The sequence below is a fragment of the Streptomyces umbrinus genome, assembly GCF_030817415.1.
GTDB lineage: Bacteria > Actinomycetota > Actinomycetes > Streptomycetales > Streptomycetaceae > Streptomyces > Streptomyces umbrinus_A.
In genome coordinates, this window is the sequence record NZ_JAUSZI010000002.1 from 9,909,406 (window position 1) to 9,932,980 (window position 23,575).

Annotated in this window: 21 protein-coding genes, 2 pseudogenes and 1 riboswitch; of the genes and pseudogenes, 10 read left to right on the top strand and 13 right to left on the bottom strand. The window is 67.8% G+C overall.

Annotated elements, in window-relative coordinates; all coding sequences use genetic code 11:
* The first annotated feature begins 14 nt into the window (after window positions 1-14).
* The 3 genes and pseudogenes from QF035_RS43790 (at window position 15) to QF035_RS43800 (ending at window position 4,283) form a co-directional block, all read left to right on the top strand.
* Window positions 15-2,829: pseudogene (locus tag QF035_RS43790) on the top strand (helix-turn-helix transcriptional regulator).
* Between the two features lie 127 nt (window positions 2,830-2,956).
* Window positions 2,957-3,652 (top strand): sigma-70 family RNA polymerase sigma factor, encoded by a 696-nt coding sequence (locus QF035_RS43795; protein ID WP_307527162.1) that lies wholly within the window; start codon window positions 2,957-2,959, stop codon window positions 3,650-3,652.
* A 118-nt stretch (window positions 3,653-3,770) separates the two neighbouring features.
* Complete coding sequence (locus tag QF035_RS43800; RefSeq protein ID WP_307527164.1) at window positions 3,771-4,283, top strand: MarR family winged helix-turn-helix transcriptional regulator; 513 nt, start codon at window positions 3,771-3,773, stop codon at window positions 4,281-4,283.
* Window positions 4,284-4,321: 38 nt separating this feature from the next.
* Here QF035_RS43800 and QF035_RS43805 read toward each other — a convergent pair whose 3' ends face one another.
* A complete protein-coding gene (locus QF035_RS43805) occupies window positions 4,322-4,972 on the bottom strand; it encodes a GNAT family N-acetyltransferase (RefSeq protein ID WP_307527166.1) in 651 nt (216 codons plus the stop codon).
* Between the two features lie 402 nt (window positions 4,973-5,374).
* On the opposite strand from QF035_RS43805, the gene QF035_RS43810 reads away from it, so the two are divergent.
* Both QF035_RS43810 and QF035_RS43815 read left to right on the top strand, forming a co-directional pair.
* On the top strand, window positions 5,375-6,583 hold the full coding sequence (locus QF035_RS43810; RefSeq protein ID WP_307527168.1) for a serine hydrolase domain-containing protein: 1,209 nt from the start codon (window positions 5,375-5,377) through the stop codon (window positions 6,581-6,583).
* A 272-nt stretch (window positions 6,584-6,855) separates the two neighbouring features.
* Complete coding sequence (locus QF035_RS43815) at window positions 6,856-8,274, top strand: sugar porter family MFS transporter (RefSeq protein WP_307527169.1); 1,419 nt, start codon at window positions 6,856-6,858, stop codon at window positions 8,272-8,274.
* Between the two features lie 164 nt (window positions 8,275-8,438).
* Here QF035_RS43815 and ilvC read toward each other — a convergent pair whose 3' ends face one another.
* Entirely contained in the window at window positions 8,439-9,437 is a 999-nt protein-coding gene (ilvC, locus tag QF035_RS43820; protein WP_307527171.1) for a ketol-acid reductoisomerase, read from the bottom strand.
* Between the two features lie 460 nt (window positions 9,438-9,897).
* On the opposite strand from ilvC, the gene QF035_RS43825 reads away from it, so the two are divergent.
* Window positions 9,898-10,908: a ferritin-like domain-containing protein gene (locus QF035_RS43825; protein ID WP_307527173.1), complete on the top strand. Its 1,011-nt coding sequence runs from the start codon at window positions 9,898-9,900 to the stop codon at window positions 10,906-10,908.
* A 33-nt stretch (window positions 10,909-10,941) separates the two neighbouring features.
* On the opposite strand, the gene QF035_RS43830 is transcribed toward QF035_RS43825, so the two are convergent.
* Together QF035_RS43830 and QF035_RS43835 are read right to left on the bottom strand one after the other, a co-directional pair.
* Window positions 10,942-12,120, bottom strand: coding sequence for a low temperature requirement protein A (locus tag QF035_RS43830; RefSeq protein ID WP_307527175.1), 1,179 nt, complete (start codon window positions 12,118-12,120; stop codon window positions 10,942-10,944).
* 185 nt (window positions 12,121-12,305) lie between these two features.
* A complete protein-coding gene (locus tag QF035_RS43835; protein WP_307527177.1) occupies window positions 12,306-12,653 on the bottom strand; it encodes a hypothetical protein in 348 nt (115 codons plus the stop codon).
* Window positions 12,654-13,221: 568 nt separating this feature from the next.
* Here QF035_RS43835 and QF035_RS43840 point away from each other — a divergent pair.
* Window positions 13,222-13,601: pseudogene (locus tag QF035_RS43840) on the top strand (VOC family protein).
* Window positions 13,602-13,935: 334 nt separating this feature from the next.
* Window positions 13,936-15,072, top strand: coding sequence for an 8-amino-7-oxononanoate synthase (locus tag QF035_RS43845; RefSeq protein WP_307527179.1), 1,137 nt, complete (start codon window positions 13,936-13,938; stop codon window positions 15,070-15,072).
* On the opposite strand, the gene QF035_RS43850 is transcribed toward QF035_RS43845, so the two are convergent.
* Both QF035_RS43850 and QF035_RS43855 read right to left on the bottom strand, forming a co-directional pair.
* Window positions 15,053-15,280 (bottom strand): DUF397 domain-containing protein, encoded by a 228-nt coding sequence (locus QF035_RS43850; RefSeq protein ID WP_307527181.1) that lies wholly within the window; start codon window positions 15,278-15,280, stop codon window positions 15,053-15,055. The genes QF035_RS43845 and QF035_RS43850 overlap by 20 nt on opposite strands.
* Window positions 15,281-15,289: 9 nt before the next feature.
* Window positions 15,290-16,147 carry a helix-turn-helix domain-containing protein gene (locus QF035_RS43855; RefSeq protein ID WP_307527183.1) on the bottom strand — a complete coding sequence of 286 codons (858 nt, stop codon included), beginning with the start codon at window positions 16,145-16,147 and terminating at the stop codon, window positions 15,290-15,292.
* Between the two features lie 263 nt (window positions 16,148-16,410).
* On the opposite strand from QF035_RS43855, the gene QF035_RS43860 reads away from it, so the two are divergent.
* On the top strand, window positions 16,411-16,854 hold the full coding sequence (locus QF035_RS43860) for an ATP-binding protein (RefSeq protein WP_189843836.1): 444 nt from the start codon (window positions 16,411-16,413) through the stop codon (window positions 16,852-16,854).
* Window positions 16,855-16,887: 33 nt separating this feature from the next.
* Here the strand turns inward: QF035_RS43860 and QF035_RS43865 are convergent, their stop codons facing one another.
* The 7 genes from QF035_RS43865 to QF035_RS43895 all read right to left on the bottom strand — a co-directional run bounded on the left by QF035_RS43865 (window position 16,888) and on the right by QF035_RS43895 (window position 21,670).
* Window positions 16,888-17,373, bottom strand: a complete 486-nt coding sequence (locus tag QF035_RS43865; RefSeq protein WP_307527186.1) for a DUF6328 family protein — start codon at window positions 17,371-17,373, stop codon at window positions 16,888-16,890.
* Window positions 17,374-17,463: 90 nt separating this feature from the next.
* On the bottom strand, window positions 17,464-17,937 hold the full coding sequence (locus QF035_RS43870; RefSeq protein ID WP_143643028.1) for a C40 family peptidase: 474 nt from the start codon (window positions 17,935-17,937) through the stop codon (window positions 17,464-17,466).
* Window positions 17,938-17,940: 3 nt separating this feature from the next.
* Window positions 17,941-18,074: riboswitch (cyclic di-AMP (ydaO/yuaA leader) on the bottom strand.
* A 416-nt stretch (window positions 18,075-18,490) separates the two neighbouring features.
* Complete coding sequence (locus QF035_RS43875; RefSeq protein ID WP_189843834.1) at window positions 18,491-18,799, bottom strand: hypothetical protein; 309 nt, start codon at window positions 18,797-18,799, stop codon at window positions 18,491-18,493.
* Window positions 18,800-18,806: 7 nt separating this feature from the next.
* Window positions 18,807-19,442, bottom strand: a complete 636-nt coding sequence (locus QF035_RS43880) for an ATP-dependent Clp protease proteolytic subunit (RefSeq protein WP_307527189.1) — start codon at window positions 19,440-19,442, stop codon at window positions 18,807-18,809.
* Window positions 19,443-19,604: 162 nt separating this feature from the next.
* Complete coding sequence (locus tag QF035_RS43885; RefSeq protein WP_307527191.1) at window positions 19,605-20,792, bottom strand: site-specific integrase; 1,188 nt, start codon at window positions 20,790-20,792, stop codon at window positions 19,605-19,607.
* Window positions 20,793-21,020: 228 nt separating this feature from the next.
* Complete coding sequence (locus QF035_RS43890) at window positions 21,021-21,206, bottom strand: hypothetical protein (protein ID WP_307527193.1); 186 nt, start codon at window positions 21,204-21,206, stop codon at window positions 21,021-21,023.
* A gap of 188 nt (window positions 21,207-21,394) precedes the next feature.
* Entirely contained in the window at window positions 21,395-21,670 is a 276-nt protein-coding gene (locus QF035_RS43895) for a helix-turn-helix transcriptional regulator (RefSeq protein WP_307527195.1), read from the bottom strand.
* A gap of 891 nt (window positions 21,671-22,561) precedes the next feature.
* Here QF035_RS43895 and QF035_RS43900 point away from each other — a divergent pair.
* On the top strand, window positions 22,562-23,155 hold the full coding sequence (locus QF035_RS43900) for a DNA-binding protein (protein ID WP_307527196.1): 594 nt from the start codon (window positions 22,562-22,564) through the stop codon (window positions 23,153-23,155).
* The last annotated feature ends 420 nt before the right edge of the window (window positions 23,156-23,575 follow it).

Here is a 23,575-nt window from a genome sequence, read left to right on the forward strand (position 1 = left end):
AGGAGCCACGTTTCATGATCGCCAGCCCGCTTCCGGACCTGGTCGGCCGGCACCGCGAGTGCGCGGCACTCGACGACCTGCTGATCGACCTCCGCGAAGGCGGGTCCCGAGTACTGGTGTTCCGGGGCGAAGCCGGCATCGGGAAGTCCGTGCTGCTGCAGTACCTGGCCGAGCAGGCGTCGCGGGTGAAGGTGACCTGGGCGCACGGCATCGAGGCCGATATGGAGCTGCCCTACGCGAGCCTGCACCAACTGTGCGCACCGTTCCTGAACGAGCTCGACGCGCTGCCGGAACCGCAACGCGACGCCCTGCGCGTGGCGTTCGGCATGGCAGCCGGCGACCCGCCCGACCGCTTCCTCGTCGGCCTCGCCGTACTGACCCTGCTCACCCGCGCCTCGGAGACCCGACCGGTGCTCGTGCTGGTCGACGACGCCCAGTGGTTGGACCAGGTCTCCCTGCAGACCCTGGAGTTCGTGGCGCGAAGGCTGCTCGCCGAGGCGGTCGCGATGGCCTTCGCGGTCCGCGACCCCGAAGGGCAGGCCGCACTCAACGACCTGCCGGCGCTGCGAATCGACGGCCTCGACACCACCGCCGCCGGAGAACTCCTCGAAACCGCCGTTGGCGGGCGACTGGAGAAGCGGCTCCGGGACCGGTTCGTGGCCGAGATGCACGGCAACCCCCTCGCGCTGCTGGAGTTCTCCCGAGGCCGCAGCGCCGCCGAACTGGCCTACGGCCTGGACTCGTCCAGTTATCCGACCGTTCACGGGCCGGTCGCCAGTCGTGTGGAACGGGACTTCGCCAGCCGGCTCAAGTCCCTGCCGGAGGCGACCCGGACGCTGCTGCTGATCGCGGCGGCCGAACCGGTCGGTGACGCACGCCTGTTGGTCCGTGCGGCCGCCTCGCTCAAGATCACGCCCCATGCGGCTCCGGCCAAGGCCGCCGGCCTCATCGAGTTCGGTGAGTCCGTGCGGTTCCGGCATCCGCTGGTCCGTTCGGCGGTCTACCACGGGGCCGCACCCGCAGAACGCCGAGCGGTGCACCGGGCGCTCGCCGAGGCCACCGACCCGGTCCTGGACCCCGACCGCCGTGCCTGGCACGCCGCCCAGGCCGCGGACGGACCGGACGAGGAGGTGGCCGCGGGCCTGGAACAAGCGGCCGACCGCGCGCGGCAACGCGGCGGCATAGCGGCCGAGGCGGTACTCCTCGAACGCGCCGCTGAAGTGACGCCGGACCGTGGGCAGCGAGGACGCCGCGCCCTGGCGGCAGCGGAGGCGCACTTCTCGGCCGCCGCGCCGGACCGCGCCACGGAGCTCGCGACGGTGGCCGAACTGTGCCCCCTGAGCGCCCTGGACCGCGCCCGCCTGGCACGGCTGCGGGCCAGGATCCTCTTCGCCCGCAGCCGCAGCGACGAAGCGGCGCCCCTGCTCCTCGACGCGGCCGCGCAATTCACCGCCGCCGGATCGCCGCTGGCGCGGGAGACCTACCTGGAGGCGATCAGCGCGATCATCTTCGCGGGCCGCGTGCACGGCCCCACGGGCGCCCGCGCCGCCGCGATCGCGGCCCGTGGGTCGGGGCGCGCCCTCTTCCGGCTCCGAGGCCGCCGACCTGCTCCTGGACGGTGTGTCCGCGCTCATCGCGGACGGATACGAGACCGGCGTCCCGGCGTTGCGCGGCGCCCTGGAACTGCTGGCCCACGAAGAGCTCCGCACCCGGGAAGCGACCGTGCGCTGGCTGCTGTTGGCACCGGTCGCGCTGGAGGCGTTCATCCACTACGCCTGGGACCTGCACGCCTGGGACACGCTGTCGAGCCGCGCGGTGCGCCTCGCCCGTGACATAGGAGCGCTCGGCGCGCTGCCACCGGCCCTCATCTACGCCGGCGGGGTGCACATCCACTACGGCGACTTCGCCCAAGCCGCCAGAATGATCGACGAAGCCGACGCGCTCGCCGCCGCGACCGGCCACGCGCCGCACAAGTACGCGACCCTGGTGCTGGCGGCGTGGCGGGGCGAGGCGGACGTCGTCGCCGGCATCGTCGAGGAAGCCAGGCAGCGCGCCGACCAGCGGGGCGAGGTGTCCCTGCTGGGCGCCATGGGCTACATCCAGGGCGTGCTCTACAACGGCCGGGCACGCTACGAGGAGGCACTGCAGGCCGCTCGCGCCGGCATCGACCACGACGGGTTCAACTTCACCGGTCTCTCCCTGGTCGAACACGTCGAAGCCGCCACCCGTTGCGGTGAACTCGACCAGGCCAGGGACTCGTTGGAGCGGTTGGTGGAACTCACCCGCGCCGCCGACTCCGGCTGGGCCCGTGGCGCCAGCGCCCGCAGCCAGGCACTGCTCGCCGACGGTGACGAGGCGGACCGTCTGTACCGGACCGCGATCAAGGAGTTCGGGCGGGGCAGCGTGGCCGTCGAGGTGGCGCGCACCCACCTGCTGTACGGGGAGTGGCTGCGCCGCACCAACCGCCGATCGCTGGCCCGCGAGCACCTGCGCACGGCCCACGAGATGTTCGACGGGATGCCGGCGCAGGCATTCGCCGAACGGGCCCGCCGCGAACTGCTCGCCACCGGCGAGAAGGTCAGGGCACGGGAGACCAAGCCGGCGAGCGCACTCACCCCTCAGGAGTCCCAGGTCGCCGCGCTCGCCGCCGCCGGCTTGACGAACGCGAAGATCGGCGCGGAGCTGTTCATCAGCCCGCACACCGTCGAGTGGCACCTGCGGAAGGTGTACACGAAGCTCGGGATCAACTCCCGTCGCGCGCTGCCCGGCGCCCTCAAGAGCACGATGGCCGCGGACGCCGACGACGAGGGCATGATGCGCGCGGGCTGAGCGCCCGTAGGGGAACCGCGGGGCCCTACGGACCGGACTACGGAAACCAAGGGCGCGGCGGGGGATGCCGCGGACGGAGGGTGGAACCAACGCCCTCAAGGGCGCCGTTCGTGAAAGAGGAGCCCCGATGTCCGCGCCCAGTCCAGATATGAAGTCGCCGGACGTCTTGCGGGCCGACGGGCCCGCCGGGGATGACCTGGACATCGCCCTCGACCACTTCCTGGCCCATCGCAAACGACTGTTCCGCATCGCCTACCGGATCGTCGGCGATGTCTCCGGAGCCGAGGACGTGATCCAGGAGGTGTGGTTGCGCTGGCAGCTCACCCACCGCGCGGAGATCAAGAAACCGGGCGCGTTCCTGACCACGGCCACCACCCGTCTGGCCATCAACGTCATCCAGTCCGGGAGGCACCGTCACGAGACGTCGGCCGATCCGCAGTTGGCCGAACTCGGTGACGACTCCGCCCACGACCCTCTGCTGCACGCCGAGCGAGCCACGGCGCTCGAGGCGGCCCTGGCCCTGCTCATGGCCAGGCTGACACCGGACCGGCTGGCCGCCTACGTGCTGCGCAAGGGCTTCGGTTACCCCTACTCCGATCTCGCGAAGCTGCTGCGGATCAGTGCCCCGAACGCCCGGGTGGTGGTCCACCGCGCCCAGGCCCGCCTCGACAGCGACCGCGAGCGGCCGGTCCCCGTCGAGTCGCACCGTCGTCTCGTCGCCGCGTTCCGGACCGCGGCCAGCACCGGCGACCTGGACTGCCTCGTGCGGGCCCTCGTCGAGGAGGACGGTGTCCATCGTTCGGCGCGGAGAATTCGCGACTAGAGCCCTCCGCTGTCACAACAGGGGCCGCGATCCTGTCTACCTGGTGCGGGCAAGCGCCGGCGGTTGATGCGCCGCGCTCTCCTCCCGGGACGCCGTCCCGGCAGCAAGCAGTCGGACCGTGGACAGCAGGGAGGGCACCGCCGTGAACGACGATGCCACGTTGATCAAGCAGTGGAACAGGCTGACCCGTGTCCATCGTCGGATCGAGGCCAGCATGGAGCGACGCCTCCACCAGCAACTGGGCCTGGGAGTCAGCGAGTTCTACGCCCTTCGCACCCTGAGCGAGGGTGTGCGGGCCGGTACGGGGCTGCTCTACCTCAACGACCTGGCCAACGGCATAGGGCTGAGCCAGTCCGCCACCAGCCGCCTGGTGACCCGCTTGCAGGACCGCGGCCTGATCACCACACACACCTCGTCGCGCGACCGGCGGAGCGTCGAGATCGAACTCACCGCCGTCGCGCACCACGTACTGCGGACGGGCGCGCCCCTGCTGCGCCAGGCGATCGAGCAGGTCGTACGGCAACTCGGCGTCGAGGGGACGGACCAGGACCTGCTGCGCTACCTCTGTGGGAGCGCGGGCGACGCGGTGGCCGCCCACGCTCCTCCGACCGGCTCCGTCGCCGCTCGCTGACGAACAGACGCCCCCTCCCGCGCGGTTCGGGCGGCAGCTCAGGCCGGAAAGGCGAACAGACGGTACTCGGACACCGCGGCGAAGCCGAAGCGGCGGTACAGCGGTTCCCCCATCGGGCTCGCCACGAGCGCCGCGGAGTGCATCCCCCGTCGCCGGCCGTGCCGGAGCGCGGCCACCGTCAAGGCCGTACCGATGCCCTGCCGGCGGTTCTCCTCCGCCACATGCACCAGGAAGATCCCGGCCACCCCGTGGGCGGTGATGACCACCGTCGAACCGACCACCCGGCCGTCGACGACCGCCGCCAACCGGATGATGTCCTGGTTGTCCTCGCGTCGCTCCTCCGTGCGCACCATCTCGGCCTTCAGGTCGGGGGAGATGCCCATCGACGCCCGGTACGTGCCAACCAGCTCCGCCAGTCGTTCCCCGTCCCGGACCGTCTCCACACGCAGGCCGGGTGCGTCGTCCGAACCGCCCGCACTGACGGCCGCGCCCGGGTCAGCCGGCCGGTCGAGATGCCTCACCATCACCGGGAGTACGGCGAGTTGTTCCGCGCCCTGGCGCCGCAGGGCGTCGGCGGTGGCGTCCGGGCTGTCGGCACCGACCCACCACCACCAGGGAAGGCCCGCCAATGCCTCACGGGCGGCAGCCGCGGACCGCTCGATCGAGGACGCCGACCGCACGCGCGTCACGCCATTGAACTGCGGGGTGAGAAGTCCGCTGCGAAACAGGTCGAGTCCGGGCACACGAGGGCTCGAACCACCCCAACCCGCTAGGTACTGGCGGAAATTGGCGAACACCGACACCAGCAGGCCCGGATCCTGGGCCGCCCTCGGAACTCGCGCCCGATCATCTTGCGGTCCGCTGGTCGCCCTTGCTGCATGCGCCATGAACGTAGCCTTCTTCACATCTTCTGTCCGCCCAACGGCGGCGGGATTGCCATCGTTGCACACCGTGTGCGCTAAGGTTCTGACCAGCACTTTCCGGCCCACGAATGTCCCCGGGACCGAGGATCAGCGATTCCTTCCGTAGGGAACGGTGCCGGCTCGCAGTTGCTTTCAGCGTCTTCACCCGATCACGTCAGAGAGAATCGGATGCGCATCAAAAACGTGAGCCTCGCGCTCGCAGGCACCGCCGTCATGACCACCTTGGCCGTGACACCCGCGAGTGCCACCACCAACCTTCCCAGCCCGTCGATCACGGGCGTGCTCGCCGTGCAGAAGCAGGCGATGGCCAACGGGGCGCCCGGCGCGCTCACCCGCATCGACTTCGGTGCCTCCAGCTACCGGATCGCCTCAGGCAAGGCCGATACCGCGGCCGGCACCGCGATGGACGCGGACCGCAGGTTCCGCGTCGGCAGCGTCAGCAAGAGCTTCACCACCGTCGTACTGATGCAGCTCGTCGCCGAGGGCCGCGTCGACCTGGACGCGCCAGCGAACGACTACCTCCCCAAGCCGCTGCCGGACGATCGCATCACCGTGCGGCACCTGCTGAGCCATCGCAGCGGTCTGTGGGACTTCACGAACGACATGTTCTACCACACCGTTCCGGGCTTCGAGGCAGTCCGGAACAAGGTGTTCTCCTTCCAAGAGCTCATCGACCTCTCGACCGCGCACCAGCCGACGGTCGTTCCGGGGGCCACCTACAGCTACTCCAACACCAACTTCGTGGTGCTGGGCCAACTGATCGAGCACATCACGGGTATGCCGATGGCCACGCACTACGAGCAGCGGATCTTCCAGCCGCTGGGCTTGCGGAACACCTCGTACGTGCACCCGCGGACGACCATCACCGGGTCCTACGCGCGGGGTTACCTGCGCGACGACGACACGACGCTGCCGCTGGTGGACTCCACCGAGCAGACCGTTTCCTGGGCTCAGTCCGCCGGAGCCGTGATCTCCAACTCGGCGGACCTGAACCGGTTCTTCGCCGCTGTGGTCTCCGGCAAGCTGGTCCCCCAGCCGCAGTTGCAGGAGATGCTGAGCATGGTCCCGGTGAACGTGGACGGCACCCAGTTCTACGGCCTCGGCCTCCGGGGCAGGGCGCTTTCCTGCGGCGTGAAGGTCTACGGCCACACCGGCACCATGCAGGGCTACTACACGTACGCCTTCACCTCGGCCGACGGCAAGCGCAGCATGACGTCGATGGCCAACACGTCGAACAACGGCACGGTCAACGCCGTCCTCGCGGGCACGCTGGAAGCGGCCTTCTGCGGCGTCGACCCCACCAAGAGCACCAAGGTCGCCCGATCCGGTGGTGAGGCATTCACCGAGGACATCGCCCCCAACGTTGTGCGCGATTGAGAGTGTGACATGTCCGTGAGGTGACTCGGTCATCACGGGCGGGTCGAGGCGCAGGTCAGAAGGGCCGGCGCCTCGACTCGGCAAGCCGAAACGGCCTGCGGAATCGTCCGTCCGTCATGGGCCGTGGGCTTGTATGCGTCACATAAGTCGGGCGAAAGCTGTCTTCCAGTACATCCAGCGAATCTCGCACCGCCTGTTTCTTCCTGGTGCCCGCAAGGGCACCGAGAGGCAGCGGCGTCCCGGCACAGTTGCCGGTGGCCCGAGGAGTACATGTGACCAGCACAGCGCAGGCATCCCAGCCAGGAGCCGGAGCGGCTCAGCCCGATCATCTCGAGCACGTCATCTTCATCACGGCGGCGGCCGCGATGGGCGGTTTCCTCTTCGGCTACGACAGTGCCGTCATCAACGGCGTCGTCGAGGCCATCCGGGACCGCTACGACATCGGCTCCGCGGCGCTGGCACAGGTCATCGCCATCGCGCTCATCGGCTGTGCCGTCGGCGCCGCCACCGCGGGCCGCATCGCCGACCGCATCGGCCGTATCCGCTGCATGCAGATCGCCGCCGTCCTGTTCACCGTCAGCGCCATCGGCTCCGCGCTGCCGTTCACGCTGTGGGACCTCGCCTTCTGGCGGGTCGTCGGCGGCTTCGCCATCGGCATGGCCTCCGTGATCGGCCCCGCCTACATCGCCGAGGTCGCCCCGCCCGCCTACCGTGGCCGGCTCGGCTCCTTCCAGCAGGCCGCGATCGTCGTCGGCATCGCCGTGTCCCAGCTCGTCAACTGGGGCCTGCTGAACGCCGCCGGCGGCGATCAGCGCGGTGAGCTGATGGGCCTGGAGGCATGGCAGGTCATGCTCGGCGTCATGGTCGTCCCGGCCGTCCTGTACGGCCTGCTGTCCTTCGCGATCCCCGAGTCGCCGCGCTTCCTGATCTCCGTCGGCAAGCACGCCCGCGCCCGCCGCATCCTCGAAGAGGTCGAGGGCAAGGGCGTGGACCTCGACGCCCGCGTCATCGAGATCGAGACCGCGATGCACAGCGAGGAGAAGCCGAGCTTCAAGGACCTGCTGGGCGGCTCCTTCTTCTTCAAGCCGATCGTCTGGATCGGTATCGGCCTGTCGGTCTTCCAGCAGTTCGTCGGCATCAACGTCGCGTTCTACTACTCCTCGACGCTGTGGCAGTCGGTCGGTGTCGACCCGACGGACTCGTTCTTCTACTCGTTCACGACGTCGATCATCAACATCATCGGCACCGTGATCGCCATGATCTTCGTGGACCGCGTCGGCCGTAAGCCGCTGGCCCTCATCGGCTCCGTCGGCATGGTGATCGGCCTGGCGCTGGAGGCGTGGGCGTTCTCCTTCGACCTGGTCGACGGCAAGCTGCCGGAGACGCAGGGCTGGGTCGCCCTGATCGCCGCCCACGTGTTCGTCCTGTTCTTCGCCCTGTCCTGGGGTGTCGTCGTCTGGGTCTTCCTCGGCGAGATGTTCCCCAGCCGGTTCCGCGCCGCCGCGCTGGGTGTGGCCGCCGCCGCGCAGTGGATCGCCAACTGGGCGATCACCGCGAGCTTCCCGTCGCTGGCCGAGTGGAACCTCTCCGGCACGTACGTCATCTACACGCTCTTCGCCGCGCTCTCCATCCCGTTCGTCCTGAAGTTCGTGAAGGAGACGAAGGGCAAGGCGCTGGAGGAGATGGGCTGACGGGCCCCGCACCGGCGCTGACCCTCCCCGTTGGGGGGAGCAACCAGACCGGGGGAGGAGCCAAGTCCCCGCTGCCCTTCCCCGACCGTGCTGCCTCCGTCCGGACCGAACCGGGCGGAGGCAGCACTCCAGATCGCGGGGCCGGTCAGCCAGCGACCGAGGACTCACGCCCCTTCGTCGACCCAACTCATGAGCTTGCGCAGTTGCTTGCCGGTGGTCTCCAGCAGGTGCTCGGAGTCCTGCCGCTTGTACTCGTTGTACTTCTTCAGACCGCCGTGGTACTCGTCCATCCAGTTCTTGGCGAAGGTGCCGTCCTGGATCTCCGCGAGGACCTTCTTCATCTCGGCCTTGGTGGCGTCGGTGATGATCCGCGGGCCGGTGACGTAGTCGCCCCACTCGGCGGTCTCGGAGATCGACCAGCGCATCTTCTCCAGGCCGCCCTCGTACATGAGGTCCACGATGAGCTTCAGCTCGTGGAGGCACTCGAAGTACGCGATCTCCGGCTGGTAGTCGGCCTCGGTCAGCGTCTCGAAGCCCGCCTTCACCAAGGCACTGACACCTCCGGCGAGGACCGCCTGCTCACCGAACAGATCGGTCTCGGTCTCCTCGGTGAACGTCGTCCTGATGACGCCGGCCCGGGTGCCCCCGATGCCCTTGGCGTACGACAGCGCCAGCGCGAAGGCGTTGCCCGAGGCGTCCTGCTCGACGGCCACGAGGCAGGGAACGCCGCGGCCCTCCTCGTACTGACGGCGGACCAGGTGGCCCGGGCCCTTCGGGGCGACCATGCAGACGTCAACACCGGCCGGCGGCTTGATGAAGCCGTAACGGATGTTGAAGCCGTGACCGAAGAACAGCGCGTCGCCGTCCTTCAGGTTCGGGGCGATGGACTCCTCGTAGACCTGGGCCTGGATCGGGTCCGGCACCAGGATCATGATGACGTCGGCCTCGGCGGCGGCCTCCGCCGAGGTCACCACGCGCAGGCCCTGCTCCTCGGCCTTGGCCTTGGACTTGGAGCCCTCGTGCAGACCGACGCGCACGTCGACACCCGAGTCACGGAGCGACAGCGCGTGGGCGTGGCCCTGGCTGCCGTAACCGATGACCGCAACCTTGCGGCCCTGGATGATGGACAGGTCGGCGTCGGCGTCGTAGAACAGCTCGGCCATGCGACTCACCTTTCATGGGCAACTCCCCGGGGCGACAGGAATGTCGAGGGCGCTCGCGAGTGAGTGCTGCGCCTCCGAAGAGAGTGGAGGGTGGAAATCTGGGCCAGGAGGGTGGCACCCGCGCTGCTGCGTGCGAGCCGGAAAGGTGTTGCCTTGCCCACTCCGGCCCGACGGAAAAACACTATCTCACACCTACCGTGCGTCGCCGCCGGGCTGCGGAGGGGCGCCGGATGTCACAGATACTTCGCTTGCCCTGTCAGTGAGTTGACTGCAAGGAGCCCTGTCCATCCTTCAGGCGGCGTGAGAACAGATCCGTCTTCACGTGACGACGCCGCAGTTCGGCCGTCGACGGCCACGGACCCTCCGCCCTTGCGACGACGACTCGAAAGTGAGCCCCTGACCCATGTCCCAGGCCCGGCCCGACAACTTTGACACCGTTTCAGCGACAGGCATCGCAACGTTGCAGGACCTGCGTACGCACCTGCAGTGGGCCATCGAAGTTGAGCACGCCACCCTTCCGCCCTACCTCACCGCCCTGTACTCCCTCGACGCCGAGCGGAACCCGGACGCCGCGCAACTCATCAGCGGTGTCTTCGTCGAGGAGATGATTCACCTCGCGCTGGTGGCGAACCTGCTCAACGCTGTCGGTGGACAGCCCCGCCTCGACGCACCACATCTGCTGCCGCCGCACCCGCGGACCATGCCGCATGCCGATCCGTCCATCGAGCTGGCCCTGCTGCCCTTCGGCAAGGAGGCCCTCGACATGTTCCTCCGACTCGAACAGCCGGCGCATTTCGGCGATCCGGCCGAGGAAGACAACTACGAGACCATCGGACAGTTCTACGACGCGATCGAGAAGGGGTTGCGCCACCTGTGCGCCGAACTCGGTGAGGACCAGGTCTTCACCGGCGACCCCGCCCGCCAGGTCGCCGGCGGCCCGTTCGCCCACACCGCGGGCCACCTCAGCCCCGTCACGGACCTCGACTCGGCGCTCGCTGCGCTGAAGGAGATCGTCGAGCAGGGTGAGGGCGCGGCCCGAGCCGAGGTCTGGGACGGGGACATGGACCTGTTCCACCCCGAGACCAAGTCGGTGTCCCACTACTACCGGTTCCAGGAACTGGCCCTGGGCCGGCGTTATCAGCCCGGTGACACGCCCGCGTCCGGACCCACCGGGGAAGCGGTCGCCGTCGACCCGGCGGGAGTTCGCCCGTTGCGCCCCAACCCTCGGCTGGAGGATCACCCCGAGGGCAGTGCGATCCGCAGCGCGCAGGAGGCGTTCAACAAGACGTACTGCAAGATGCTGGAACAACTGGAGCAGGCGTTCAACGGCAACCCGGCGATGCTGGGCATCTCGGTGGGCACGATGTACGCGATCAAGGGACAGGCGCAGAGCCTGATGGCCATGCAGGACGAGGACGGACAGGTCGTGGGCCCGACCTTCGACTACGTCGCGCCCGAGGACCGCGCCTGACGGCCGCGCCCCGCCGCGGCAGGGCGCGAACGGTCAGCGTTCGACGGCTTCGCGTCGTGCGGCGACGACATGCGTCCCGATCAGCAGCGACGCGATGACGCCGGTGAACAGCACGGCGTACATCGCCGTGAACGTGGTGGCGAGGACGGCGAGCGCCGCGACAGGGGGCAGCACGTTGGCCTTGCCGGACGGCTGCGCGGCCCGTCGGTGCAGCAGCCACACACAAGTGATGAACAGGGCGACGGGCAGCGTGTACGTGGCTGCGGCTTGGACGTCGGTGAGAGCGTGCTGGTGGGTGACGTGGGCAACGTTGACCGCCAGCCCCGCACCCACGGCAGCCGCGGCCGCGAACACCACGTAGTGCCCGTACCCCCACAACATGGCCGTGGACTGGGTTCTGAGCCGGCGCGGCGCATCCTGGGCGAAGTACAGCCACCAGAGCGCGAAGACGGTCAGCATCCCACCCAGCGCGATGACCAGGACGGAGCCGAGTTCCTTGTGGGTGTCCAGGGCGGCGCGGACGGCCAGGCCGGCGGCCATGACGGACTCGCCGAGCACGATCAGGGTGAACAGGCCGTAGCGCTCGGCTATGTGCTGCGGGTGCCAGGTGGTGCCTATCGCACGCTCGGCCCAGACCGGCACCGCGAGTTCACCGATCGCGAGGACGACGAAGGAGACGGTGCCACCGTCGTGCGGGAGGAGCAGCCGGACCAGCCAGCCGATCTGGAGAACGAGGATTCCCACCGCGTACCGCAGCGCGGACCGTCGGCGCTTTCGGTCCGTGCACGCGGCGCGCAGCCACTGACTGACCATGGCCAGCCGCATCACGACATAACCCCAGGTGATGACCGTGAAGTCGCCGTGCTCCAGAGCCTGGGTGGTGCCTGCCGCCATGAACAGGGCGCCCGTGATCTGGACCAGAGTCAGGAGACGGTACGGCACGTCGTCCGTGTCGTAGGCGGAGGCGAACCAGGTGAAGTTCATCCAGGCCCACCAGATCGCGAAGAACACGAGAGCGTAGCCGAGCAGGCCGTGCAACGTACGGCCCGCGACGATCTCGTGCTCGAACGCCGAGGACGCCTGCGCCACGGCGGCGACGAAACAGAGGTCGAAGAACAACTCCAGCGCACTGGCCGTGCGGTGATCCTCGCCAGCATGACGGGCGAGCATCGGCCGGTACCAAGCGCTGGACGCGTGGGATGACTGACTCATGAAGTCCTGATCTCATGGGGGGCAGTGCCGGAGCCGGCAACACCAGTGCCGTGCATGACTACGACCGGATACCGTGCGGATCGGTGACAACCCGTAAACCGCCAACGCCGACTGGCGGACGGGCGCGCCCAGCTCAGGCACAACGGCAACCGGCAGGGTGCCCGAGGCCCGGCGCGTGCTGCGGTTCACCTGATCCGACCCACATCCTCGAACAGCGCGTGGGCCTCGTCGAGGCGACCGGTCGGGGCGAGACCATCGACGAGCCAGAAGAACGTGATCTTCTTTCGCCGGGTCCAGTACTGATGGCCCTCAGGGCGTTCAAGACTCTCCAGGTCAAGGAGAGGCTGGTCCTCGGTGAGGCTTACTCGGACTCCGGCTACGTCGTGGTGCACGAGACCGGGGAGGCTTTCACGATCAAGCAGCTCCGCAGGCGCGCGTACCGGCTCATGGAGGTCCTTGGTCTGCGCAGAGTACGTCTCTACGTTCCGAAATCTGACGAGATAGGCGAGCTCTTCAACGGTCCCCTCAGACAAGTCGGCAGTTTGCCCGGCGGCCGGTTGGCTATGAACGCGAGTTGGGGAGTCGTTTCGCGATGAGTGCGGGAGTCGCGTTCTGACCGAGTTTGCGATGTCGGTTTGTTTTGACGTCAGTCGGGGGCTTGTGGTGGGACCGTGAGGTGTGCATAAGGGCTGGGGGCCTCATGGGTAACTCGCAGTCGAAGGTCGAGCTGTACGCGGCGATCCGCAAGGATCATCTGCGGGCTGGCCGCGGCGTCTCGGGCGGGCGCTCTGACGGCGGACGCGGTCGCGCTGGAGGCCCGCAAGGCTGCCGAGGGCGATACCGGCGCCCCCCGCTCCGGCGACGGGCACGGGCCTTGAGGAAGGGCCTGCGGCGACAGTCACGTTCTTGTCCGACTGGCGGCTGTCCCATCTGCCGCCCGAGACTCGGCCGCTGCCCTCGGTCGCCCACTACGACCAGTTGTTGAACCCCCGCGGCCGCAAGGCCGCGAACCGGAAAGAGCCATCATGAGCCCACGCAAGCGCGGACTGACCGAAGAAGCCGCCACCGCCTCAATCGACCAGGCATGCCGGCTGCTGCTCGCTGTGGGTGGCGGACCTTGACTGCGCGCTCGCATCGCTCGGCTGGCTGCTGGAGGCGCTGGGTTACGCCACCTTCCATAGCTGGGACGGCGGCCGCGGCTGGCGGCTCGGGCCGACCTACCTGGTCATCGAGCAGTCCCCGGCCCTCACCGCCGAACAGCACGACCGCTGCCGCCAGGACTGAACCACCTGGCGTTCCACGTCGAAGACGCCACCACCGTCGAGGAGTTGACTGCCGACGCCGCTCAGCACGGCTGGCACCTCATGTTCCCCGAGCGGCATCCATACGCCGGCGGCGCACAGCACTACGCCGCCGACCTGGAGAACGACGACGGCTGCGAAGTCGAACTCGCTGCGATCAAGTCACCCGAACGAAACTGAGATCAACCGATCCACCGGTCTTGACGACTATTCGCACTAAAAACCATCAAGAAGAACCCCAAGACCCTTGGGGCGGCCCGTGACGTACTCGACAAGTTGCCTTCCCTGGACGCGGCCGTGAGAAACGATCTTCGGTCTAGGGTGTGATACAGCCTCTGACCTGGTCTTTTTCCATGCTTGATTATTAGACGTGTGGGTATTGCCACATCATGGGCGCCTGGTGGTCCGGCTAGGGTCTGTGCGTTGCCTACAAAAGGCAGGTGGGGACGGGCCGGGCGAAATGTCATGTGTCGGCGCCCCATGGAACACCCTCACCTCATGGCCCGGAGGACATATGTCGGGATCGCCTTTCGAGTGGATCGACGAGCAGGCGCGGGCGCGCCGCCGGGCCGGACTCGTCCGCACCCTGCGCCCCCGCCCCGCCGACTCCCCGCTCCTCGATCTCGCGGGCAACGACTATCTGGGCCTGGCGAGGCACCCCGAGGTCACCGAGGCGGCCGCGAGTGCCGCGCGGACCTGGGGAGCCGGAGCGACCGGCTCCCGGCTCGTCAGCGGCTCCACGGAACTGCACGCGGAACTCGAACGCGAGCTGGCCGAATTCTGCGGGTTCGAGTCCGCGCTGGTCTTCTCCTCGGGGTACGCGGCCAATCTCGCCGCAGTCACCGCGCTGGCTCCGCACGGCTCCCTCGTCGTCTCCGACGCGAGCAACCACGCCTCGCTGATCGACGGCTGCCGTCTCGCGCGCGGCACCACCCAGGTCGTCGGGCACGCCGACCCCGACGCCGTACGCAAGGCTCTGGGCACGCATGCCGGACCCGCCGTCGTCGTCTCCGACACGGTCTTCTCGGTCGACGGCGACGCGGCCCCGCTCACCGGACTCGCCGCCGCCTGCCGGGAGTCCGGCGCCGCCCTGCTCGTGGACGACGCGCACGGTCTCGGCGTACTCGGCGAGGGCGGCCGGGGCGCGCCGCACGCGGTGGGCCTTGCGGGCGCGCCGGACGTGGTCACCACCGTCACGCTGTCGAAGTCGCTCGGCAGCCAGGGCGGCGCGGTCCTCGGACCGGCCCACGTCATCGACCACCTGGTCAACGCGGCCCGTACCTTCATCTTCGACACCGGTCTGGCCCCCGCGGCGGCGGGCGCGGCCCTCGCGGCCCTGCGTCTGCTGCGCAGGGAACCGGAACGGGCCACGCGCGCGCGCAGCGTGGCGACCACCGTGCACGAACGGCTGACGGCCGAGGGCCTCGAAGCCGTACGACCGGACGCCGCCGTCGTCTCCGTGCGCGCCCCATCCCCGGAGCGGGCCGTGCGCTGGGCCGCGGACTGCCGCGAGGCCGGTCTCGCCGTCGGATGCTTCCGCCCCCCGTCGGTGCCCGACGGCATCTCACGGCTGCGGCTCACCGCCCGCGCGGACCTCACCGACGGGCAACTCGACCGTGCCGTACGCCTGATCATCGAAGCGCGGCGATAAAACCCTCCCAGGCGGCGGGGGCGAAGAGCAGGGCGGATCCCGACGTGTTCTTCGAGTCGCGCACCGCGAGAAGTCCGGCCCATGGTCCGGAGGCCGGACGGGCCGTCTCGACGCAGTTGTTCATTCCCGTGCTGCGACTGCTGCGCTGCCACCGCACACCGTGCAGACGGGTGCTCGAAGGTAGGGACCGAGGCAGGGGGGCGGGCATGGTGCCTCCTTATGCGCCGTGAGCTACACCGGCGATGAAATCCAACGTTTCCTCGGGCGAAAGGGCGTGGACCTGAAGGGAGTCGAAGGCCTCGCTGTAGGCCTGGAGGTCTTCTTTCCGTTCGAGATAGAGGCTACTCGTCAAGTGGTCTAGAACAACCACATCCAGATCAGATGTGTTCGGAAACGAAAAAATAACAAAGGGCCCTGTCACGCCGACATGAGCTCCAACTCCGAACGGCAGCACCTGAATCCGCACGTGAGGGAGTTGCGCGGCCTCTCCGAGGTGCTCCAACTGCCGTGCCATGACCTCCGGTCCGCCGACCGTCCGTCGTAGGGCCGCCTCGTCGAGAACCGCACTCAGTCGGAGCGGTGGATTCGAACGCAGTACGTCCTGACGGGCGAGGCGCACCTCCACCAGCGCGTCGACCTTGTCGTCCGGCGCACCGTCCACGGCCGCCAGGGTCACCTCACGGGCGTACTCCGGCGTCTGGAGAAGCCCCGGCACGACCGAGTTCTCCAGCGTGCGCATCACGCTGGCCTGCGACTCCAGGCTGATGAAGTCGCTGTAGGTGGACGGCAGAAGACCCCGGTAGGCGTGCCACCAGTGGTGCCGGCCGTTGTCGTCGGAGCCCGCCAGCACCACGAGCAACTCGCGCAGTTCCGCGTCCCGGACGTCGTAGGCGTCGAGGAGCAGCTCCACGTCCGCCGGCTTCACCCCGCTGCGGCCGGTCTCGATCCGGCTCACCTTCGACTGGTGCCAGCCGACGAGCCGGGCCGCCTCGCCGCTCTTGAGGCCCGCACGGGCACGCAGGGCACGCAGTTCGGCGCCGAGTTTCCGGCGGCGCACAGCGGGACCGTACTGCATGGCCGTCTCCTTCCGACCGTCGCGACGGCGCTATATCGTCCGGCGTCACGCCGACCGTAGAGGACAAACCGGCCCCCCGCCCAAATACGGTCGGCCGTCGCAGAGTTCACCGCTTCGAGCGACAGATATATGCATATCTCGGTGGATCGCCACCGTGAACGCCGAGGTAGTGGCACTCTGGCGCAAGCACCAGTCCGGGACCGTACTCGAAGTCATCCGCTTCGTGTCGGACTCCGGTCCCGTGGGAAAGGGACGACCTCGCCATGGCAGACCACCAGGAAGCATCCGTCACTCTGCCGAGCGATCCCGCCTCGGTCTACGCCGCCCGCACATACGTCATGAACGTGCTGGCCGAATGGGGACTTCCATCCGACACGGAGGCGGCCGACACGGTCCGGCTCATCGTCTCGGAGCTCGCCACCAACGCCGTACAGCACACGTTCGGGCAGTCGCCCACCTTCACGGTGGACATCGAACTCGACCGCGACGAACAACTGCGCATCGGCGTGACCGACAGTCACCCGCGCTTCCCGAAACGGTTGCCCGCGGCCGTCCAGCAGGACAACGGCCGCGGCATGGTGATCGTCCGCTGGCTGACGGTCGAGTGCGGCGGCAAGCTGACGGTCCGGCCCACCAGAGAGGGTGGCAAGACGGTCTCGATCATGCTGCCGTGGACGGCGCCGGTGCAGCCCGTGAGAGCGGACTGAGCGCCGTGCCCCGCTGGTGGCGTGAAGGGCTCGCTAGTCCTTGTCGGCGGAGCCCTGCATCAGATGGGGGATGAGCGCCCACAGCCCCGCACAGACGACCAGGGTGCTCGCACCCGCCGCGATGCCGCCCGCCCGGCCCGTCGCCACGTCCACGACGAGCAGGACCGAACCGGAGAGGGCGAGCGCGAGCACGCCGAGCCCGATCTGGGCCAGATGCGATGAGGCGTTCACGACCTGGGGCTTGGCGCCCTGCTGGAAGAGCCGGCGATGGAGCGCGGCCGGGGCCGTGAAGAGGGCGGCGGCCAGTACGGAGAGCAGCAGCGTGACGACGTACGTGGTGCGCTGGAAGGTGTCCAGGGAGGGGAAGCGCGGGGTGAACGCGAGGGTGAGCAGGAAGGCGAAGAGGATCTGCACCCCGGTCTGCGTGACCCGCAGTTCCTGGAGCAGTTCGTTGAAGTTGCGGTCGGCGCGCTCGAGCCGCGTCTCGTTGCGCTCCTCGTGGTGATGAAGGTCGCCCATAAGTGAAGGAGTAACCACTCTGCCGCGAATATCACGCACCGGGCCCCGGAAGGTGGCCGCGGCGATCACCGCAGCCACCTTCCGGGCGGGTCACCTGACCCGGCCGTACCAGACGCTCTTCGTCCAGATCTTCTGGAGCTTCACCACTTCCCCGGTCTTCGGGGAGTGCCAGATCCGTCCCTTCCCGGCGTAGATGCCGACGTGGTAGACGTTCCGGCCCGAGTGGAAGAAGACCAGGTCCCCCTGCTTGCGATTCGAAGCGGAGACATGGTTCGTCTTGTTGTACTGCGCGGCAGCCGTACGCGGCAGGGACTTGCCCGCCTTCTTGAACGAGTAGAGCGTGAGACCGGAGCAGTCGAAGCGCTTGGGCCCCACGGCCCCGTACTTGTACGGGGAGCCCTTCTTGGAGGCCGCTACCTGGAGTGCCTTCGTCGCGGGTGTGGCCGCTTCCGCGCCGGACGTGAATCCGGGGGCCACGATGCCGCCGCCGACAGCGGCGATGGTGAGAGCCGATGCGGTACCGGCCCTGCTGAACAGCGACGGGACACGATTGAGCGCAGTCATGCGCAACCCTTCGTCAGCCGCCTGTGAAGGATGACCTGTCGGATTCGGGCTGGCGAAGTTGCCCGGCCGCTGACGCGGCTTCACCCCAAGGGCTGCTCGGCCCGGTCATGGCGTGACCGTTCCGGCGACCCGTCGTGCCTGGGTCCTCCACTCCTGCCGATCCACTTCTGTCGACCGGTCATCCGGGCGGCGGCAGGACTCGGCGTCCGCCCGGATCGCCCCGCCGCTTGTGGCGGGGGCTTGTCGTCGGAAGGGATCTTGACGCACGGATGTCCCAAAAGCCGAGCGGAATCGGCGATTTGTGGGCTTACTCACCACTCACCCGTTCGGGTGGACAGCCATTCCCAAGGGAGGGCGTCGAGGGGGTCGACGACCCTCGTACCAGCACCGGAACGTCTGATTCCGTACGGAGGCTACACATGTTGCGCAACTCCCACGGGCCTGTAAAAGCAGCTCTGGCTACGCTGTTCGGTGGTACACCTTTCGGTCCGTTTGAACTCTGACCCGGACGTCCCGTCAGATGCCTGCGTGACGCCGGGTCCGTGGCGGTACGTCAGCTGTCGGAGCGCGGCGGTAGCGCGATCCGGCCCGCTCGGCGCTCACCGTCGAGGACGCGCAGCGCCCGCGCCAGGGTCGGCGCGTGCACCTCGTGCTCGCCGCGTTGGTGCATCAGGGCCAGTGCGTCACGCAGCGCGGCAGCCTTGCCGACCAGGGCCTGGGCGGCCCGCAGCCCCCGGTAAGTGTCCCCGGAGTGGGCCGGGTTGATCCGGCCGAGCAGGTCCACCACTTCAAGGTAACGGTCGATCAGTTCGGCCTCGGCGCGGGTCAGGGCCGGCAGCGGCGGCAACTCGGGTGGGAGCATCGGCCGCTCACCTCGCGCCGCGTGCGCTCTGGGTGGACTTCCGGCTCGGGACGATCCGGTCGATCAGTCCGTACTCCAGCGCCGCCTGCGCGTCCAGGATCTTGTCCCGCTCGATGTCCGCACCGATCCGCTCCCGGCTCTGGCCCGAATGACGGGCGAGCATCTCCTCCAACTGCTCACGGGTACGCATCAACTCGTCGGCCTGAATGGCCAGGTCGGACGCCTGTCCCTGGACGGGCTCGGAGAGCGACGGCTGGTGGATCAGTACGCGGGCGCCCGGCAGCGCGTACCGCTTGCCCGGTGTGCCGGCCGCGAGCAGCGCCGCCGCGGCCGACGCCGCCTGCCCCAGGCAGATGGTCTCCACCTCGCAGCTGACGAACTGCATCGTGTCGTAGACGGCCGTCATCGCGCTGAACGAGCCGCCGGGGGAATTGATGTAGAGCGAGATGTCCCTGTCGGGCGCCTGGTACTCGAGGTGCATGAACTGCGCCATCACGTCGTTCGCCGACACGTCGTCGATCGGCGTACCGAGGAACACGATCCGCTCCTCCAGCAGCTTCGAGTACGGATCCATGGTCCGGCTCCCCGAACTGGTGCGTTCGGTGAACTCGGGCAGGACATGGCGGGCGGACGGTCGGGTCATGACACACGCTCCTCCGGGAGAGGTCCTGTAAAAAATGTACAGGACGTACATGACGTTATGATGGGGAGCATGTTCTAGTGATCCACAAGAGTCAACAGGTCAGAGGCGGTTTTGTTAGATCGCTGAGAGCGAAAATCTCACAATCTCTCACACGCCCGGATGTCAGGCCGCTGCCGGGTCTTCGAGCCCGAACAGCCGGGTGAGGTGGTCGGACGCCACGCGCAGATCCTCGGCGACCGGATGGACATACACGCGCTTGGTGAATGACGCGTTGGAGTGTCCGGCCCACGCCGCAAGGATGACGTCCACGACGCCGTTGACGGCGAGGAACGTCAGGCACATGTGGCGCGCCTCGTACAGCTTCACCCGCCGCAGTCCGACCCTCGCCATCAGGGCGTACGCGTGCTCGCGCAGGTGCCGGGTGGTCAGGGGCTGGCCGAGGTGGTCCACCAGCATGTAGCCGGACGGGACGTAGTAAGAACCCATCGACATCTGCTCCACCTCCTGGAGCACCTTGAAGGCGAGCAAGGCCTGCTTGACCGGCAGAGGCAGCGGCAGCACGCGTTCGCCGGCCTCGGTCTTGGTGTCCTTCTCGTGCACCCGTGCGTTGCCGATCATCGTGCGGGTGTTGGCGATGGTGAGCGTTTCGGCCTCGAAGTCGATGTCTTCCCACCGCAGGCCCGCGACCTCGGCCGGGCGCAGGCCCATGAGGCTGAGCATCAGTGGGGCGAAGAGGCGGTCCCCCTTGATGCCGAGCAGGAAGTCTTTGACCTCGACGACGTTCCACGGCTTGGGCCGCGGGTTGTCGCGCTTGTCCTGCTTGCGGGCGCGGCGCGGGATCTTGACATATTGGGCGACGTTGTCGTGCACGAGTTTGCGCACGCGGGCCCGTCCGAGTGCCTCCTTCAGGCGGCCGAGCACGCCCTCTGCGGTCGAGGTCCGCAGACCGGTTCCCGGTGTGCCGCCGCGCCTGCGCGCGGCGACAAGCAACCAGGCGACCATGGACTCGACGTGATCTTCGGTCAGCTCCTGGAGCCGAAGGTGGCCGAGGTACTGGTGCACGTGGCAGAGGGCGTTCCTGTAGCCCTGTACCGTGCTCTCCTCGATGTCCTGCTCCTTCTTCGCCAGCCATTCATCGAGCCACTCGGACACCGTCATCTTGCTGGGCGCGATGAACGTACCCGTGCTCCGCTGGTGGCGGATGCGGGACAGCTCGTTCTTCACCTCCGTTTTCGTGTCCATCGTGATGGTCAGTTGCTTGCGTCCGCCGCTTTCGTTGCGGCCGACGTCGACGACCGCCCGGTGGCGGACCTTGCCGTTCTTGAGCACGATCTTCTTGATTTCTGACATGCCTCACCCTTCCTGGCGGGCGACCGCGCCAAGGCTGCCCGAGTTCGCTGCTGTGGCCGTTGATTCGGAGGTGGCAATGGAGTCGATACCTGCGAATCGGCACCCGTGGAGTCGTAGATGGTAGTGATCCGTGAGAGAGGTGTTCCGCCTGAGGGGTTCGGGCCGGATGCTGCGCCGCGCGCGTAGAAGGGCAAGTCTCGACCTCCGAGAGGTAACCCGGCATCTTGTTCAGCGTGACGAACTGCCCGTCGCCCGCTGATTGCGGATGCGGGCAATCTCGTCACGCGCCTCTTTGGTAGTGTCCATCGTGACGATGTGCTGCTTGCGCTTGCCTTCAGCTTCGTAGCTCATGCCGACGACGGCGCGGTAACGGACCTTGCCGCTCTGTAACGTGACCTTCTTGATTTGCGGCATGCACCCCCTTAACTGGCCTATTTCAGCGGGCCTTCTGAAGTGCTGGCGATAAGCCGCAATTCCTTCTGCTCTGAATGCGCCTTCCGCCTGGTCAGGCACACACGGCTTGCTCCCGTCACAGATCAGTGAGAGAGCGAGACAACGAAGCCCCTGTCGGTACGCTCCGGCGAGGCTTCGTTGAGCAACGGCTACGACGTCGCGTGGCGTTCGGCGTGGGCAGCGTTGTACTCCGGCTCTCCACTATCAAGCACGCGCAGCAAGGACGCGGTGACGACGCGAGTCGAGCGGCCAACCTTGAGGACCCTGCACGGGAACTCGCCCCGACGAACCAGTGCATAGCCCGTCGCCCGCGAGAAGCCCAACGCCTTCGATGCGTCCGTGACGCTACCCGTTCCGCCCCATGTAGCTCGAATGCGTGCGGCACTGTACTGTGATTCCGTCAACTCGGCAGTTTCTTTGCGCAATTGGATGCTCCAGATTATTTCGGCTCAGGGTTCAACGGTCTGCCTAAGAGCGGGCATGGCTGACAGGTCGTGGCTGCTGGCCGAACGCGGCAGTAGCGTATCCGTGATCCGCAGGGTGCCGATTTGGGTATCCGGGGCTCCTGCGCCTCACGCACGCTGGCAGATGGCCTTGGGTGTTGCACTGTTGGCGCTCTGTTTATAGCGATCATGTCGAGTCGGTTCCCGGCGCATGTCAAGCTCTCGCGAGTAGCTCCTCACTGAATCACCTATCAAGGCTTACCTGAAAAGCCTATCGACTCGTGTATCAACTAGTCAATCAGGTCTATCGTTGTCCAGTGCGTGTCACTACTTGCCTGGTGGTCAGACGTCACTCGGTCCCGGCTCGATCGTGGCCGGACTGCCGTACCTCACTGTCTGCGACGTGCCTGTGGTGCCTCTGTCTGACTGGATCACCAAATGTTTCGAGGCCGCTCTGTACTGACGGCCCCGCACGCGCCAGAGCCCCGCACCGGATGAGGTGTGGGACGACTGGGCCGCGTCGCGGCCCAGGAAGACCGAGGTGTCACCGCTGGTGTCAGGCTGTCGGCCTTGGTGACCAGTTGCTGGAGCCGTTCTACTGACAGGCCGGTCTAGGTGACGAGTTGGCTGTGGCTCCAGTCTCCACGGTGTCGGTCTTGCCGCGCCTGCGGCGGATGCTGCCCGAGGTGCCATGCTGCCGTCGGTAAGTAGCCCCTCGACCGCGACGCTCTGAGCGCAACCCCACAGACCACAAGATATGCGAGGACGCGGACCATGCCTCTCCCAGGCCCCGTCGCGGCTCTATGCGGCGACGCTCAGCGGCTATATGACAACCCTCCCGGAGGTCGCGCCGGGCACGCCTATGATCGATGCATGCCGTCGTCCCTTCCCACGTCCCTTGCTGTGTCCGACGCCATCACCCACTACCGCCAGCTGCGCGAGCTGACCATCGACGAGCTGGCCTATGTGCTCCGGATGCTCGATCACCCGATCTCGGCCGACGCCCTTGCGGAGATGGAGGGATGCGCTCGCCCCGTGACCGTCGACGACCTCGTCGCGATCGCCTACGCGCTCGACGCGACCCCCGCGGTGCTGCTGTCGCACATCCCCATCGACATGCCGGAACCCGAGGGGCCCCTCGCCACCGGGCTCCCGAGCGACGTCGACCAGACCGAACTCCGTGCCTGGCTCGAAGGGAAGACCACGCTCGACCGCGAGTCGCGGGTGGGCTGGTGGAAAGAGCGGGTCGCCCGCCTCAAGGTCCGGTCGGCACACCACGAAGAACAGCTGCAGGGTGCGTACGCGGAGCTGCGCGGGCTCGGTGACCTGGCGCTCCAGGAAGCAGACGCCCCGCCGGTGCAGCGTCTTCAGTGGCGCATTCAGGACGGCGAACACGCGCTCAACCAGTCCGAGGTCGCGCTGGCGCTGACTGAGCATCGACTCGGCAACCTCCAAGAAGACGCCTGACAGCTGAGTCCTGGCCAGTCGAAGTCACCTATCCGTAGGCGACTTTGACTGGCCTTCTATCGTTAGGTGGTACATCCGGCATATCGATCTGCAATACTGATAGTGCGCTTGTGAATGCGTTCGTAAGCGCTCATGTACGGGACGCTGATGTACGGAAACAAGGATCGGAAGTCGGTCAGGTGGTCCTCAAGGAGGCTTGCTGCGGCTCCCGGGCGTGGTCGGGATGCGGGTCTCGGGGATGCGGTGTGGAACCGTGGAGCCGAGACGCTGGTCCCTGGAAGAGGACACCACCTGGACACGCAGGGCTGAACGAGAGGAAGCGGGGGCGATCATGACTGAGGATCAGCCTCAGTTACCCGAGCAGCCGACACAGGGCCATGCAACAGCGTCACAGGCCGTGCCGCCGCGACCGCGGGTTCC

Coding starts and splice junctions, on each gene's coding strand:
- ilvC (WP_307527171.1), bottom strand. CDS start 9,437: ATGGCCGAGCTGTTCTACGACGCCGACGCCGACCTGTCCATCATCCAG.
- QF035_RS43875 (WP_189843834.1), bottom strand. CDS start 18,799: ATGCTCCCACCCGAGTTGCCGCCGCTGCCGGCCCTGACCCGCGCCGAG.
- QF035_RS43850 (WP_307527181.1), bottom strand. CDS start 15,280: ATGCCCGCCCCCCTGCCTCGGTCCCTACCTTCGAGCACCCGTCTGCAC.
- QF035_RS43865 (WP_307527186.1), bottom strand. CDS start 17,373: ATGGGCGACCTTCATCACCACGAGGAGCGCAACGAGACGCGGCTCGAG.
- QF035_RS43860 (WP_189843836.1), top strand. CDS start 16,411: ATGGCAGACCACCAGGAAGCATCCGTCACTCTGCCGAGCGATCCCGCC.
- QF035_RS43795 (WP_307527162.1), top strand. CDS start 2,957: ATGTCCGCGCCCAGTCCAGATATGAAGTCGCCGGACGTCTTGCGGGCC.
- QF035_RS43830 (WP_307527175.1), bottom strand. CDS start 12,120: ATGAGTCAGTCATCCCACGCGTCCAGCGCTTGGTACCGGCCGATGCTC.
- QF035_RS43885 (WP_307527191.1), bottom strand. CDS start 20,792: ATGTCAGAAATCAAGAAGATCGTGCTCAAGAACGGCAAGGTCCGCCAC.
- QF035_RS43890 (WP_307527193.1), bottom strand. CDS start 21,206: ATGCCGCAAATCAAGAAGGTCACGTTACAGAGCGGCAAGGTCCGTTAC.
- QF035_RS43870 (WP_143643028.1), bottom strand. CDS start 17,937: ATGACTGCGCTCAATCGTGTCCCGTCGCTGTTCAGCAGGGCCGGTACC.
- QF035_RS43900 (WP_307527196.1), top strand. CDS start 22,562: ATGCCGTCGTCCCTTCCCACGTCCCTTGCTGTGTCCGACGCCATCACC.
- QF035_RS43855 (WP_307527183.1), bottom strand. CDS start 16,147: ATGCAGTACGGTCCCGCTGTGCGCCGCCGGAAACTCGGCGCCGAACTG.
- QF035_RS43845 (WP_307527179.1), top strand. CDS start 13,936: ATGTCGGGATCGCCTTTCGAGTGGATCGACGAGCAGGCGCGGGCGCGC.
- QF035_RS43880 (WP_307527189.1), bottom strand. CDS start 19,442: ATGACCCGACCGTCCGCCCGCCATGTCCTGCCCGAGTTCACCGAACGC.
- QF035_RS43810 (WP_307527168.1), top strand. CDS start 5,375: ATGCGCATCAAAAACGTGAGCCTCGCGCTCGCAGGCACCGCCGTCATG.